General features: G+C 36.2%; 12 protein-coding genes and 1 other RNA gene. 12 read left to right on the top strand and 1 reads right to left on the bottom strand.

The window, feature by feature from the left end; genetic code table 11:
• Positions 1-123: 123 nt before the first annotated feature.
• The 12 genes from pssA to ACR30L_RS10350 all read left to right on the top strand — a co-directional run bounded on the left by pssA (position 124) and on the right by ACR30L_RS10350 (position 14,193).
• Positions 124-1,476, top strand: coding sequence for a CDP-diacylglycerol--serine O-phosphatidyltransferase (gene pssA / locus ACR30L_RS10405; protein ID WP_435234189.1), 1,353 nt, complete (start codon positions 124-126; stop codon positions 1,474-1,476).
• A gap of 193 nt (positions 1,477-1,669) precedes the next feature.
• Positions 1,670-1,767: signal recognition particle sRNA small type (ffs, locus tag ACR30L_RS10400), an RNA gene on the top strand.
• Positions 1,768-1,813: 46 nt separating this feature from the next.
• Positions 1,814-2,779: a lauroyl-Kdo(2)-lipid IV(A) myristoyltransferase gene (locus ACR30L_RS10395; RefSeq protein WP_435234188.1), complete on the top strand. Its 966-nt coding sequence runs from the start codon at positions 1,814-1,816 to the stop codon at positions 2,777-2,779.
• A gap of 45 nt (positions 2,780-2,824) precedes the next feature.
• Positions 2,825-3,871: a protease SohB gene (gene sohB / locus ACR30L_RS10390; protein ID WP_435234187.1), complete on the top strand. Its 1,047-nt coding sequence runs from the start codon at positions 2,825-2,827 to the stop codon at positions 3,869-3,871.
• Between the two features lie 184 nt (positions 3,872-4,055).
• Positions 4,056-6,707 (top strand): type I DNA topoisomerase, encoded by a 2,652-nt coding sequence (gene topA, locus ACR30L_RS10385; protein WP_435234186.1) that lies wholly within the window; start codon positions 4,056-4,058, stop codon positions 6,705-6,707.
• A gap of 439 nt (positions 6,708-7,146) precedes the next feature.
• Positions 7,147-7,635 (top strand): hypothetical protein, encoded by a 489-nt coding sequence (locus tag ACR30L_RS10380; protein ID WP_435234185.1) that lies wholly within the window; start codon positions 7,147-7,149, stop codon positions 7,633-7,635.
• A 141-nt stretch (positions 7,636-7,776) separates the two neighbouring features.
• On the top strand, positions 7,777-8,562 hold the full coding sequence (gene truA, locus ACR30L_RS10375) for a tRNA pseudouridine(38-40) synthase TruA (protein WP_435234184.1): 786 nt from the start codon (positions 7,777-7,779) through the stop codon (positions 8,560-8,562).
• Between the two features lie 21 nt (positions 8,563-8,583).
• Complete coding sequence (gene folC / locus ACR30L_RS10370; RefSeq protein ID WP_435234183.1) at positions 8,584-9,846, top strand: bifunctional tetrahydrofolate synthase/dihydrofolate synthase; 1,263 nt, start codon at positions 8,584-8,586, stop codon at positions 9,844-9,846.
• A 3-nt stretch (positions 9,847-9,849) separates the two neighbouring features.
• Positions 9,850-10,506 carry an SPOR domain-containing protein gene (locus ACR30L_RS10365; RefSeq protein ID WP_435234182.1) on the top strand — a complete coding sequence of 219 codons (657 nt, stop codon included), beginning with the start codon at positions 9,850-9,852 and terminating at the stop codon, positions 10,504-10,506.
• An 82-nt stretch (positions 10,507-10,588) separates the two neighbouring features.
• On the top strand, positions 10,589-11,083 hold the full coding sequence (locus ACR30L_RS10360) for a CvpA family protein (RefSeq protein WP_435234181.1): 495 nt from the start codon (positions 10,589-10,591) through the stop codon (positions 11,081-11,083).
• Positions 11,084-11,316: 233 nt separating this feature from the next.
• Positions 11,317-12,831 (top strand): amidophosphoribosyltransferase, encoded by a 1,515-nt coding sequence (gene purF / locus ACR30L_RS10355; RefSeq protein ID WP_435234180.1) that lies wholly within the window; start codon positions 11,317-11,319, stop codon positions 12,829-12,831.
• A gap of 338 nt (positions 12,832-13,169) precedes the next feature.
• Positions 13,170-14,193 (top strand): IS630 family transposase gene (locus ACR30L_RS10350; RefSeq protein ID WP_435234179.1). Its coding sequence is split into 2 segments (ribosomal slippage): positions 13,170-13,624 and positions 13,623-14,193, totalling 1,026 coding nucleotides; the frame shifts between segments, so codons are not numbered across the junction.
• A 217-nt stretch (positions 14,194-14,410) separates the two neighbouring features.
• Here the strand turns inward: ACR30L_RS10350 and asnS are convergent.
• Positions 14,411-15,811: an asparagine--tRNA ligase gene (gene asnS / locus ACR30L_RS10345; RefSeq protein WP_435234178.1), complete on the bottom strand. Its 1,401-nt coding sequence runs from the start codon at positions 15,809-15,811 to the stop codon at positions 14,411-14,413.
• Between the last annotated feature and the right edge of the window lie 476 nt (positions 15,812-16,287).

The following is a 16,287-nucleotide window of genomic DNA, read 5'->3' as shown; positions in this document are numbered from 1 at the left end:
AAAGCGGGGTTTCCCGCTTTATTTAGTATTGCAAACAATGATTTTGTTATCAATACTATTATTTTCATCTTGCTATAATGTGTCTGTAAATTTTCTCCATTTTAGTGTTAAAAAAGAAGTTATATGCGTAGTCGAATTAAACAAAACCAAGCCTTTTTAAATCATTTAAAAAAAATTCCTTTATCCGTTGAAGATGTTGATTGTCTTTTTTCTACTAAAGCCTTTAAAACGGAATTGTTAAGTCTGATAGAAGGTGCAAAGAATCGTATTTATTTAGCGGCTCTCTACCTAGAATCCGATGCGGCAGGTCAAGAAATATTAATGGCCTTGTATAAGGCAAAACAGAATAATCCAGATTTAGATATTGCAATATGCATTGATTTTCACCGTGCGCAACGTGGTTTAATTGGCAAGAATAAAGATACAAATACTAACGCTAGCTGGTATCAAGAAGTTGAAAAAGCACAAACTTCAGGTATTAAAATAATGGGAGTGCCTGTTAAACGTAAAGAACTATTCGGTGTGCAACATCTTAAAGGATTCGTATTCGACGATAGCGTTTTATACAGCGGTGCCAGTATAAATAATATTTATCTTCATCAAGAACAAAAGTACAGATTAGACCGATACTGGCTAATTAAAAACCGAGAGTTAGCGAACTCGATGGTTACTTTTATTAAGGAAGAATTGATAGATAGACCGGCTGTGACATCTCTTAATGAAGAGGCAATACCTCGAATATCAACGTTTAAAATCAAACAACGTCAATTAGTGAAAAGTTTAAAACAATCCAGTTATAAATTTGCAGGCCAAACTATTTCTGAAATACTTTCCGTTGTCCCGTTGAATGGTTTAGGTGCCCGAAAAAATGAGTTAAACCGTAATATCCGTAGAATATTACGTTCAACCGAGAAAGAAATTGTTATTTTTACGCCTTACTTTAATTTACCCAGAATAATTGGTAGAGATATTAATGCGTTAATAAAACGTGGTGTAAAACTAACAATAGTGGTCGGTGATAAAACAGCAAATGATTTTTATATTCCAGCCGACCAACCCTTTAAAACGATCGGCGGGTTACCTTATTTATACGAAAGTAATCTCAAACGTTTTGCCGAAAAATATAAATATGTTTTAAAAACAGGCCAACTTAATTTACACCTTTGGAAAGACCAAGATAATAGCTTTCATTTAAAGGGAATTTACGCAGATAATCGTTTTATATTATTAACGGGTCATAACCTTAACCCGCGTGCGTGGCGTCTTGATTTAGAAAACGGTCTATTAATTGATGATCCTAAACAGGAATTGAAAGGGCTAGTTGATCAAGAACTTACACATATTTTAAGTCATGCAACTCAGATTACGGATCCTAATCAAATAGAATCAATCGATGATTATCCACCACGAGCTAAGAAGTTGCTGCTAAGATTACGTCGAATACGTGCCGATAGATTAGTTAAGAGCTTACTTTAATTTCAATCAATTATAATAATCGTGATGAGATCGCTTAATTACAGCCTGTAACTGATTATATATTTACCTAAATGTTGTTTAATTAAGCAGTTGAAAATAAAACGTAAAATTGCAGTTGTATTCCTTATTTGGATACGTATAATTCGTCTTGTTGAGTTAGCACACAGCGCTCAATGCAGTGACAATGGTAGGCTTCTTGGTTCCTCGCATTGATAACTTATTAACCTGGTCAGGGCCGGAAGGCAGCAGCCATAGTAGGTGATTCAAGTGCCGAGGGTTTGCTGGGGAGTCTGCCACCCACCTTCCAGATATAGATCATTTTTATAAAGGTCTACTTATGACAAGTTATAACTCCAATTTTGAGATGCCTCTCACGCTTAAATGTTTTAAACCTAAATATTGGGGTAACTGGTTAGCGCTTGGCTTATTATTTTTCTTTAGTTATTGTCCTGTTCGCATCCGAGATCGTTTTGCCGCGTGGGTCGCTAATCGTATCTACAATGCTAAATTCTTAAATAAACGTAAAAAAATTGCGTTTACTAATCTGACTTTATGTTTTCCTGAATATACCGAAGCCCAAAAAGAACAGTTGATGCGCGATAATATTAAAGCATTAGCGCAAATTGCGGTTTCCCTTGGTGAACTAAAGTTTAGAAGCCGAGAATACTTGTTAAACCGTGTAAATTTAATTGGTGAGCAATATTTACAGGATATTGTTGCGCAAAATAAAAGCGCATTATTTTTAAGTCCCCATAGTTATGGTTTAGACTACGCATCAATTGCTGGGATAAATGCTCGAGGCTATCCGTTATCTGCGATGTTTAATGATTATAAAAATCCGGTGTTTGATTGGTTTGTCGGGGGGTATCGAACAAGGTTTACCCATATCACAGGAAAAGGCGCCTTATATCATCGTAGTGAAGGGTTAAAACCTGCAATAAAAAGCTTACGTGATAAAACCCATTTCTTTTACTTACCCGATGAAGACCATGGACGTAAGAAAAGTATTTTTGTCCCATTTTATGCGACTCAAAAGGCTACATTACCATTAGTAGGCCGGTTAGCTAAATTAGGCAATGCAGTCATTCTTCCTATCTATTCATCCTATAATGATAAAACTGCAAAATTCGATATTATTATACATAAACCTCTGTACAATATTTTAAATGAAGATCAAGAGCAGGATAGTTTGTTAATGAATCAAGCAATTGAACAATTAATAAATGAAAATCGTAGCCAGTATATGTGGTCGCTAAAATTATTAAAAACACGTCCAGAAGTTGGACTTAAAATCTATAAATAAATTATTTTTAAATAAAAAATTACATAAATTTAAGGAGTTATAAATTTGGAATTCTTTGCTGAATATGGCTTGTTTTTAGCGAAAGCTATTACGTTTATTTTAACCGTTGCTATTACATTAATTTTAGTTTTAGGGTTACTTTCAAAGCAAAAAGGTAAAAAGGGAGAACTTGAACTTATTGATCTTTCGAAACAATTAAAAAATACTAAAAAATCGATTGAAGAACAATTACTGACTCCTCATCAATTAAAAGAACGTCATAAAGTTGAAAAAAAGCAAACCAAAGCTAAAAATAAAGAACAAAAGAAAGCAGCGAAAGAAGGCCAGTCAGATGATGAGTTAGCGCAATTATATGTTGTCGATTTTAAGGGCAGCATTGATGCAAAGGAAGTGGCTTCTTTACGTGAAGAAATTACTGCAATTTTAAGCGTTGCAAAGGAACAAGATGAGGTTTTTGTGCGTTTAGAAAGTGGTGGTGGTATGGTGCATGGATATGGTCTTGCTGCTTCGCAATTACAACGTATTAAAGATAAAAATATACCGCTCACCATTTCAGTCGATAAAGTTGCTGCGAGTGGTGGTTATATGATGGCTTGTATTGCAGATAAAATCATTTCAGCACCCTTTGCAATTATTGGCTCTATTGGTGTGATCGCTCAAATTCCTAATTTTAATCGTTTGTTGAAAAAACATGATATAGAATTTGAACAATTGACAGCAGGTGAATACAAACGTACGTTAACGATGTTTGGTGAAAATAGCGATGAAGGTCGTGAAAAATTCAAACAAGAACTACAAGAAACGCATGATTTATTTAAGAATTTTGTTACTGAACATCGTAATCAAATTGATATTGATAAAGTTGCTACTGGTGAGCATTGGTATGGCCTCCAGGCAATTGAGCGAGATCTTGTTGATCAAATATCTACCAGTGACGATTATTTATTATCACAGTTAGAAAATCGCCATATTATGTTGGTTAAATACACTAAACATAAAAAGCTTGCAGATAAATTTACCCATGCTGCATCAATGGCAATTGAAAACAGTTTCTTTAAATTATTACAGTTAAATTTTAATCGATTATTTTAATTGTTGCGCAATTTTTAAACGAACTACATAGCCAACTCAAACTAAGTTGGCTTTTTTGTATATTATTTTCGATTAATGAAAATAAAAGTTGCTATTTTTTACAACTTTGGATTATATAAAAAAGAAATTCATCGAAATTTTTACTTTTCTTCTCGTAAATGACTATTTTAGGTATAAAAGAATTATGAGCAAATCTCTTGTTATTGTGGAGTCTCCAGCAAAAGCAAAAACAATAAATAAATATTTAGGCAAAGACTTTATTGTTAAATCCAGTGTCGGTCATATTCGTGATCTTCCGACCAGCGGCAGTGCTAAGAAAAAAATTGATTCTAAACCTAAAAAGTCATTGGCCGGTTTAACTGCTGCTAAAAAAGAAAAAGAGAAAGCTAAACGTACAAAAGAAGCATTAATAACCCGTATGGGGGTTGATCCAGAACATAATTGGAAAGCCCATTATGAAATCTTACCGGGTAAAGAAAAAGTTGTTACTGAACTACAAAAATTAGCAAAAGATGCACCCACTATCTATCTCGCAACGGATTTGGATAGAGAAGGGGAAGCGATTGCTTGGCATCTTCGTGAAGTGCTTGGTGGTGATGATGATAAATATCAACGTGTTGTTTTTAATGAAATAACTGAATCTGCAATCCAAGAAGCTTTTCGCCACCCGACTGAATTAAATATCGATGGTGTTAATGCACAACAAACACGTCGTTTTCTCGACCGCGTTGTTGGGTTTATGGTCTCACCTTTACTTTGGAAAAAAGTTGCGAGAGGTCTCTCGGCTGGGCGTGTTCAATCGGTTGCTGTGCGTTTATTAGTTGAACGTGAACGATTGATCAAAGCATTTAACCCTGATGAATATTGGGATCTTCATGCGGATACTCAAACGAATGATGAACAAGCATTACGTCTAGAGGTTTACAAAGCAGATGGACAATCATTTAAACCAACAACTGAACAGCAGACATTAGCGGCCGTTGATGTACTGAAATCTGCTACCTATAAATTATTAACTCGTGAAGATAAACCGACTAAAAGTAAAGCAAGCGCACCTTTTATTACTTCAACATTACAGCAAGCGGCTAGTACACGTCTTGGCTTTGGTGTTAAGAAGACCATGATGCTGGCTCAACGTTTATACGAAGCTGGTTATATTACTTACATGCGTACGGATTCAACCAATTTAAGCAAAGAAGCGGTCGCTTCTGCCCGTGAATATATTGGTAATGAATATGGCAAAAATTATTTACCAGAAGACGCCATTGTTTACTCGAGTAAATCGGGGGCACAAGAAGCTCACGAAGCGATTCGTCCTTCAGATGTAAATCAACTGGCGGCATTACTGAATGGTGTTGACCGTGACGCACAGCGCTTATACGAGCTTATTTGGCGTCAGTTCTTAGCCTGTCAGATGTTACCTGCTTTATATGATGCATCGACACTTGTTGTTGAAGCGGCTAATTATCAATTACGTGCAAAGGGACGCACCATGCGTTTTGCCGGTTGGACTAAGGTACAACCCGTTTCAAGAAGTAAAGCTGATGATGTTCAACTGCCTGATTTAAACATTGGTGAAGAGTTGAAGCTAATCAATCTCGATCCAGAACAACATTTCACCAAGCCACCGGCGAGATTTACGGAAGCAGCATTAGTAAAAGAACTCGAAAAGAAAGGAATTGGTCGCCCATCAACCTACGCAAGTATCATTTCAACGATTCAAGATCGTGGTTACGTTAAAGTTGATAAACGTCGATTTTATGCTGTAAAAATGGGTGAGATCGTCAGTGACCGTTTAAGTGAAAATTTTGTTGAATTAATGAGCTATGATTTTACGGCTCAAATGGAAGCAACACTAGATGCTATTGCCGAAGGTAAGGCTAATTGGACCGATGAATTAGATCGTTTTTACAAGGATCTAACGAATTTGCTTGATAAAGCTGAATTACCCGTTGAAGAAGGTGGGATGCGACTTAATGAACCCGTTTTAATAAACGAAGTGCATTGTCCAACCTGTGGTAGACCTATGGGGATTCGAACTGCTTCTACCGGTGTTTTTCTTGGTTGTTCTGGTTACGCATTGCCTCCTAAAGAACGTTGTAAAACAACGATTAATCTGGTTGCGGGTGAAGAAGTTGTAGATGTGTTGAGCAATGACGACGCTGAAACTGTTGCATTAATGGCTAAAAAACGTTGCCCTAAGTGCGATATGGCTATGGATAGCTATCTTATTGATGAAAAACGTAAATTACATGTCTGTGGTAATAATCCTCTTTGTGATGGACATCTAATCGAACACGGTGAATTCAAGATCAAAGGCTACGATGGTCCGGTTGTTGAATGTGATAAGTGTGGCAGTGATATGCAACTTAAAGATGGCCGTTTCGGTAAGTACATGGGTTGTACTAACGAAGAATGTAAGAATACACGTAAAATTCTTCGCAATGGCGAAGTGGCTCCACCGAAGGAAGATCCCGTTGAATTACCGGAATTAGAATGTGAACAAAGTGATGCGCATTTTATTCTACGCGATGGTGCATCGGGTATATTCCTAGCCGCGAATACATTCCCTCGTTCCCGTGAAACGCGTGCACCCAAAGTGGCTGAATTAGCGCGTTTTAGAGATCGTATTTCTGAGAAGTTTTATTATTTAGCTGATGCTCCACAGAAGGATCCTGAAGGTAACTTAGCTGTTGTTCGTTATAGTCGTAAAAATAAAGAACAATATGTAATGACTGAAATAGATAAAAAAGCGACAGGCTGGACTGCTAAATATATCGATGGAAAGTGGGTAGAAGAGCAAGTTAAGAAAAGAGCCGTTAAGAAAAAGAAATAAAAGCAAATAAGAAATAGGTAGCTTTAGCTGCCTATTTTTTTGCCTATTCAATACTGATGGATAACATATTCACGATATATATCGATGCAACTTACAATTAACAAATTTTATTCCATGCTAACAAACCTCATATTGCTACATATCTTTAATATCTAACAAATTATTTTAAAATGCATGTATTCCCTCAATAGAACAATTAGTTACTGCTATAGAGCATGGTAATTTATCTTCTCTTTATTTCTTTAATAGATAAATCAGTGATAAAACTGGGAGTTTAAGTCAAATTTATAACAAACTTTGTATGTGATCTGTCTTTAGAAATAATAAATCATTTCCTATGAAATTTGAGCTTATTCAAAATTATTCTCCTTTTGTATTACAGACTGACAACAGATCGTCTAGTTTTAACTTAACTTATAAAAAAAGGTGTATTGGGGATATGTATTCGTTATTAACTGAATCAGAACTTAAATTAATTCTTTTTGCCTATGAGAAGGACAGTGAAAATCAGATTGTACTGCGTGTTGACCTTCTTAATGATGAGAATTACTCTTATATCTCTAAAAAAGGGGAATATATTCTTTGGGAATTAGAAAAAAGAAAATTACTAGAAGACGAAATTCTTAAACATTCTTGGTTACTGACTTCACAGGAAACACATTCATTATTACTTTGTTTTGGTAATGAAAATCATCTCACTATTAGCAGTTTATTTAATCAGGAATGTTATTCAGGCTCGTGGCATTTGGAAAATGGTATTTTAAAAATATTTTTTAGCTATCGTGACCATGATTATGCGATTGATGTTATTGCAAACAATAATCAATTAATTCATTCTGCAGTCCAAATTGTTGATGACTTTTCGATTGATGTGCTTAAAGTGGTTCCCGTTAGTCATGCAAAATATGGTCATGCATTAATCGAGTAATCCTCTATTCTTGCAGTTGACTGAATATTGTTCGGTTAACGTAGTGAGTGATGTTATTTTCTATATTTATTCTATTTTTAACTAATACTTTTCAATCACATCGGCTATAATCATCCCTTTAAAATTTTAGGGTAAAAATCAATGCGGATTGCACTGGGAATTGAATATGATGGGACAGCCTATTATGGTTGGCAACGTCAAAAAGAGGTTATCTCGGTACAAGAAGAATTGGAAAAAGCATTATCAATTATTGCAAACCATCCAATTACTGTAAATTGCGCAGGGCGAACTGATGCAGGCGTACATGGTACTGGACAAGTCGTTCATTTTGACACTACCGCTGATCGTAAAGATGTGGCTTGGACCTTGGGTGTCAATGCGAACCTACCGAGTGATATTGCTGTTCGTTGGGTAAAACATGTCGACTCTTCATTTCACGCACGTTTCAGTGCAACAGCGCGTCGTTATCGTTATATCATCTATAACGGCCAATTCAGACCTGGTATTTTAAATTCTGGTTTAAGTCATTATCATATGGACTTAGACGAAGATCTGATGCAACAAGCCGGGCAGTATCTTGTTGGTGAGCATGACTATACTTCTTTCCGCGCGTTGCATTGCCAAGCACATAGTCCTGTTAGAACCATTGAATATTTAAATATAACTAGGCGAAGTGATTTTATCATTATCGATATTAAAGCTAATGCATTTTTACATCATATGGTGAGAAATATTGCAGGTAGTTTGATTGAAATTGGGCGTGGTAATCAGCCCGTAGATTGGCTTTCTACTTTGTTAGATTATAAGGATCGTGCTAAGGCTGCAGCGACAGCAAAACCTGGCGGTTTATATCTAGTGGAAGTTGATTACCCTGAATTATTTTCCTTACCTAGACCTGCTTGTGGTCCATTGTTTCTTGAAATGTAATTGAATTGTGCCGAAGGATTTATGCAAAAAAATTTAAATGAATGGTTAGCCTACATCGAAAAGCTTCATCCAACTGAGATTGAGTTAGGGCTAACACGCATTAGTGAAGTAGCTAATAAACTTGATTTAATTAATTTTCCGGCAAAAGTGATTACGGTCGGCGGCACAAATGGTAAAGGGACAACCTGCGCGTTTTTAGAACAGATCTTAACTCAAGCTGGTTATAAAGTAGGCGTATATAGTTCACCACATATTCAACGCTATACAGAGCGATTGAGAATCAACCATCAAGAGCTATCCGATGAGCAACACTGCCGCGCCTTTGAAATTGTAGAATCATCACGTGAAAATGTATCATTAAGTTTTTTTGAATATGTGACCTTATCTTGCCTGCAATTATTGAAAGAGCAACAATGTGATTTCATTATTCTTGAAGTTGGATTAGGCGGCCGATTAGATGCAACGAACATCGTTGAGTCAGATATTAGTGTCATTACCACTATTGCTATTGATCACGTAGATTGGTTAGGTGATAATCGAGAGGTTATAGGTTTTGAAAAAGCGGGCATATTTAGGCCTGGTCATCCTGCTATTTGTGGTGAATTAAACCCTCCGCATTCTATACAAGCACATGCGCAGGATATTGGTGCAGATATCTCTTTCGCGGGTAAGGATTTTATCACTGATATTGGCGAATATACTTGGACTTGGACTGGTAATAAAAAAATAGAGAATTTACCAAAGACATTAATGCCATTACAAAATGCATCAACTGCACTTGCTGTTATTGAAGCATTAGAAATAGACCTTGATGCTGCGTTAATTCGGGATGCACTTAAACAGGCAAAACTGGCAGGAAGACTGCAAAAACTGTCTTTGCCCACGAATATTGAAACCTATGTTGATGTAGCACATAATCCACAGTCAGCTCAGTATTTGGCAAAACAGATTAAACAAATTAAAGCGACTAAATCAGCACAGACAAAGGTTTATGCAATTGTTGGTATGCTTGAAGATAAAGACATAACAGGAAGTTTTGAAGAAGTTAATTCGTTAATTGATGATTGCAGTTTGATAACGTTAGAATGCTATCGTGGCGCTTCTGCTTCGACGGTGTTATCACGTTATAATGAATCAACGAATAAACGGGCTTTAGTCAGTTGTTACGATAATATAGACTCAGCCTATCAGCGCGTTATCAGGGAAGCAAACGAACAGGATATGATTGTAATATTTGGTTCTTTTCATACGGTGTCAGCATTTTTAACATATTTAGAAGGATAATTTGTGTCTTCTCAGTTTCATAATAGATTAGTAGGTGTAACACTGGTTGTTACGTGTGTTGTCATTTTTTTACCGTCAATTATTGATGGTAAAAAGGCGACTTATCAAGATGAGTTTGTTGCAACACCAATCAATCCGCCTCTTCAAGAACATACAAAAATAATCGAAACACATAATAATAATGTTGATCTGATAGAACAGTTTGCAGAAGCTAATGATCTTACCGATACAGAAGTACCGGAAGATGTGACAGAAAAAGAACCCGTTGTTGAAAACAATGAATGGGTTATTAATGAGGTTGCAGAACCTGTGACATTAGAATCTAAGCCAAAAGAAGTTAAAACGGCGCCTAAGGTTGTTGTCAAAACCGTTAAAGCACCCGCTCCCGTTGTCAAGAAAGTAGAAGTACCAGAGTCCGCCTGGACAATCCAATTAGGTGCATTTCAAAATGCCAAAAATATTAATATTTTACTTAAAAAGTTGCATAAAGGGGGCTTCCAGGCACATACCATTCCCACTGAAGTCATTGATGGAGAATTAACTCGTGTGTTTGTGGGACCTGATATATCAAAAGATAAGTTAGAAAAATTGCTTCCTCAGCTTAAACGTTTGACAGATCTTCAAGGAAAAGTACTGCCTTTTAATGCAGTAAATCCATAGATTCTTTTACAGCATTTTATTTTTAATTCTGCTAAGATGCGACCGATTATCGTATTGAGCAGCCATATTATTAAGGATTTAAATGAATTGGTTTGATTTCGCCATTATTGGCATTATTGCTTTTTCCTCATTGATCAGTCTTGTTCGTGGTTTTACTAAAGAAGCAATCTCCCTTGTAACTTGGTTTCTTGCCTTTTTCATTGCCAGCAATTTCTATCCTGAAGTTGCTCAATATATTACCCAATTAAATGATGAATTGATTCGAAATGCTGCTGCTGTTGCTGTGTTATTTGTTTCTGTTTTATTACTTGGCGCACTTATTAATTACATCATTAATCGTTTGATCTCTGCCACTGGGTTATCTGGTACGGATCGATTACTTGGTGTTGTCTTTGGCGCAATTAGAGGTGTCCTTGTAGTTAGTGCACTGCTATTTTTCATCGATTCATTTACTACCTTTGACCAGGCTATTTGGTGGAAAGAATCTCGACTTATTCCCGAGTTTGGAATTGTTATTGAATGGTTTTTTGAACATTTGGAAAACTCATCCAGTTTTTTACAGAATTTAACAAAATAAATTTATTATCGCGTTTACACGACTAGGTAAAAAATTAAACGCAGAAGTATTAGTGTACATTCGAGTAATTTAACTCGAAATATATAAGCTTTATCAACCAAGTTCTTAAGTATTTTAAAAACTTGAAACATATATTTATATTTTATGAATAGATAATGGTGAACTTAACTTCGTTATTTTTCCCATTTATACAATAAATATAAACAAAACATTAACCAGAAAGGCGTAAATTTATGTGTGGAATCGTTGGCATCGTTGGCTTAACTCCTGTTAATCAGAGTATTTATGATGCATTGACTGTATTGCAACACCGTGGTCAAGATGCGGCGGGTATTGTTACCATCGCAGAGGGCAAATTTAAACAACGCAAGGCAAATGGTTTAGTTAAAGATGTATTTGCAACTAAACATATGCAACGTTTGAAAGGTAATATCGGAATAGGGCATGTTCGTTACCCAACTGCGGGTAGTTCTAGTGCGGCTGAAGCCCAACCTTTTTACGTTAACTCTCCATGGGGATTGGCGTTAGCGCACAATGGTAATCTAACGAATTCAGTTAGTTTACGTGAATCATTAATTCAATCTCGTCGCCATATTAATACCACATCAGATTCGGAAGTATTACTTAATATCTTTGCTTCTGAGCTTGATAAAGTTTCCGGAAATGGACTGGCGGCAGATGAAATTTTCAATGCTGTCTCTAAAGTGCATGATATGGTTACGGGTGCTTATGCCGTGGTTTCATTAATCATTGGGCATGGTTTAGTCGCATTTCGCGATCCCGATGGTATCCGTCCATTAGTGCTGGGTTCTCGTAAAACGGAATCGGGTGAATTAGAATATATTGTTGCTTCTGAAAGTGTTGGTTTAGATACGATTGGCTTTGAAGTTATCCGCGATGTTGAACCTGGTGAAGCTGTTTATATCACTGAAGATCGTCAACTATTCACCAAGCAATGTGCGAAGAAAACATCATTAACTCCTTGTATATTCGAATATGTTTATCTTGCACGTCCAGACTCAACATTAAGTGGTGTATCAGTTTATGAAGCTCGTTTAGAAATGGGCCGTAAATTAGGCGCTAAAATTAAACGTGAATGGGCTGACCTTGAAATAGATGCAGTTATTCCTGTTCCAGAAACATCCAATGATATTGCATTACAAATTTCTAGCGAGTTAGGTTTACCATATCGTCAAGGTTTTGTTAAAAATCGTTATATTGGCCGTACTTTTATCATGCCAGGACAAACGCAACGTCGTAATTCAGTTCGTCGTAAATTAAATCCAATAAAAGCTGAATTCAAAGACAAAGCGGTACTTTTAGTCGATGATTCAATTGTACGTGGAACAACATCGGAACAAATTGTTGAAATGGTACGTGATGCTGGCGCTAAAAAAGTGTATATGGCATCTGCTGCACCACAAGTATGTCATCCTAACGTCTATGGTATTGATATGCCAACGGCTGAAGAATTAATTGCTTATAACCGCACCGTGGAACAAATCAATGATTGCATTGGTAGTGATGCGCTGATTTACCAAGATCTTCAGGATTTAAAAGATGCAGTTAAAAAACAAAATCCATTAATTGATGATTTTGAAGCATCTGTTTTTGACGGTAAATATGTAACCGGTGATATCGATGATGCTTACTTTGCGCATCTTGCTACCTTACGCAGTGAAGATGCTAAAAAGATACAGGAGCAAAAAGAAGAAATCGCTAGTTTGGAAATGCATAACGAAGATTAATTCTTTTCATTTAATCCACATAAAAAACACAAGGCGTGATACTGATTTCAGTGTCATTTCTTGTGTTTTTTTATATATTGTTTCCCGTCAATAAATTTATGTTTGAGTTAACCACTTACCTAATCCATTCCCTCTAAATACTTTATCCATAATGATACCAATTGTATTAAATATGTGATCTAAATTTTGCGCTGGAAAAATGGTTTAGTTTGAGGCGAAAGTTGCCACTACCGAGAGATTAACAAGTGAATCCTCTAACGTGAGAATTAATATAAAGACATTAATACCAATTCCATTAATTTTATGATCTAATAAAGCACTCATTAAAGGTGCTGAATATGACTCAAGAATTATCGAAAATGATTAGCTCAACCTCAGATGCGAGATTAAAACTTCGTTTATTAGCGGTATCTCACTTTCTTGATGGTAAAAATAGAACTCAAATATCTGAATACTTAAAAGTAAGTCGAACGAGTGCAAATAGTTGGATACAAACCTATTTAACACAGGGAATTTCAGGGTTAAAAGAGAAAAAACATACGGGGCGCCCAAAAGGCCTAAGCGAAAAGCAACTGTCTCAACTGAAAGAGTTTGTTGTTTCTTCGGCTGTAAAGGCAGATGGTGGCAGACTCCAAGGAAAAGATGTCCAGCAGTATATTTTAGTTGAGTTTGGTATTGAGTATAAAAAGTCCAATATTTACAACCTATTACACGAATTAAATCTAAGCTGGATAACTACACGTTCAAAGCATCCCAAGCAGTCAATTGAACGTCAGGAAGATTTTAAAAAAATTCAAAATAAAAACGATCCTTAAGATCCCAGGTCATGTTGCGTTAGAGCGGGTTGATATCTGGTTTCAAGATGAGGCGCGTTTTGGACAACAAAATACGACCACTAGAATATGGGCTGAAAAAGGAACGAGACCACGCGTAGTACAGCAACAACAATACACTTACGCTTATCTATTTGGTGCTGTTTGCCCAGCAAATGGTAAAACAGAAGCTATCATTGCTCCTTTTAGTAATATGGAAATCATGAAAGAACATCTATCGCTTATTTCCAAAGCAACGGAAGCGGGTCGCCATGCAGTAGTGATAATGGATGGTGCCAGCTGGCATCAGGAATACTTAGATCAAGCATTTGCTAATCTAAGCATTATTCACATCCCACCTTATTCTCCTGAATTAAATCCAATCGAGCAAGTATGGTCATGGATGAGGCAAAATGAAATTGCCAATCGTGTTTTTAGTGATTATGAAGATATTGAAGAGAAGTGCACTATTGCTTGGAATAACTTTAGAAGTGATATTAATAGAGTCATGTCACTATGCTTAAGATCGTGGATTAATTTGACCAGTTAATTAATGGAATTGGTATAATTCTTTAATGGTTGTTCCCTTAACGAAACTTTCAACAAAGAAATAAACTATTTTAACCAGCAAAATAGATCAGCTAATTATTACGATTGGTATAATCTGTTGTACTTTAAGCAACGTGATATAACGCATTAAGAATTATTAATATATAGAAAAAAGCCAACGGTTAAGTTGGCTTTGGGGAGTTTAATAAAAATATGATTTAGAAGTCTGCACTACCAGGGGCACGTGGGAATGCAATAACGTCACGGATGTTTTGTACACCAGTGACATAAGATACGAGACGTTCAAATCCAAGACCAAAACCAGCATGTGGAACAGTGCCGTATTTACGAAGATCACGGTACCAGCTGTAATCTTCTTTATCTAGACCCATTTCATCAAGGCGTTTATCCAATGCTTCTAAACTTTCTTCACGTTGACTACCACCAATAATTTCGCCAATACCGGGTGCTAGTACATCCATTGCTGCAACTGTTTTACCATCTTCATTCATTTTCATGTAGAAAGCTTTAATGTCTTTTGGATAGTTTTGAAGAATAATTGGCGCACCAATATGTTCTTCAGCAAGGTAACGTTCATGTTCAGATTGCAGATCAACACCCCATTCAACAGGGTATTCAAATTCTTTATCGCAGTTCAATAGAATTTCAATCGCATCGGTGTAATCCATGCGAACGAACTCTGAACTAATCATGTTTTCTAAGCGTGAAATTGCTTGTTTGTCGACACGTTGTGCAAAGAAGGCCATATCATCAGCACGTTCTCTTAATACTGCTTTAAATACATATTTCAATAAGTCTTCAGCGAGTTGTGCTGCATCGGCTAAATCTGCAAAGGCAATTTCAGGTTCAACCATCCAGAATTCAGCAAGGTGACGCGTAGTATGTGAATTTTCAGCACGGAAAGTTGGGCCGAATGTGTACACATTACTCAATGCACAGGCATAGGTTTCAGCATTTAGTTGGCCAGATACAGTTAAAAAAGTTTCTTTACCAAAAAAATCTTGTTTGTAATCTATTTTACCTGCTTCTGTACGTGGTAAGTTTTCTAGATCTAAGTTGCTTACACGGAACATTTCACCGGCACCTTCACAGTCACTACCGGTAATGATCGGAGTGCTGATCCAGTTAAAGCCATTTTCATAAAAAAAGTTATGAATTGCATGCGATAAACAGTTACGTACACGTGTGACTGCACCGATAATATTCGTTCTTGGACGAAGATGTGCGTGCTCACGAAGATATTCGATACTATGACGTTTTGCAGACATTGGATATGTATCAGGGTCTTGAACAAAACCAAGTACATTAACTTCTGTTGCTTGAATTTCAAAGTTTTGTCCTTTTCCTGGACTTTCTACTAACTCACCGGTTACCTGTACTGAACAACCTGCTGTTAAATTTTGTACTTCTGAAGTGTAATTTTCTAAATCAGCAGGAACAACTGCTTGAATAGGATCAAAGCATGAACCATCATAAATCGCTAAAAATGAAATACCGGCTTTTGAATCGCGACGTGTGCGGATCCAGCCCTGTACGGTTACTTTTTCCCCGATTGGGAATTTGCTGTTGAAAATTTCAACAATTGCTGTTTTTGACATTAGAATGAGTGCTCCATAATTACAGATATACTGTATTTTTACTAAAAATTTTAATAATGATATATCTTACCTAGGACTGTGATAGATACAAGCCTCTAGGTTGATAATCCGGTGTTTTTCTTACGGTTTTTTAGGTGAATTAATGAGTCGCTGATTATATTGTTTAAAATATAGCTAATCATCATTCTCTTCCCGATATAACGCTAATAATTGCATCACCTAATTATTTTTATGTTGTACATAATTTTGTCATTTACGTATTTCTACACTGACTATTTTCATAGACATTTCTTTTAAGTTATTTCTTGGTAACTGGTTAGATCTTTACGCGAATCCTTTTCTTGAGACCCAATGGATAATTATTCTTGAATACAATAAAGAAGGGCATTTAAAAGTCAGTTTTGTATTGTTTCTATCAGACGTAGATATTACTTAATAACCATGGCTAATTTACATAAACTTTCTACTTGAGCGTT

This window comes from Psychromonas saccharinae, from assembly GCF_051201515.1.
Classification (GTDB): Bacteria; Pseudomonadota; Gammaproteobacteria; order Enterobacterales; family Psychromonadaceae; genus Psychromonas.
Note: the sequence above shows the minus strand (reverse complement) of the source record. Positions and strands in the feature narration are given on the sequence as shown.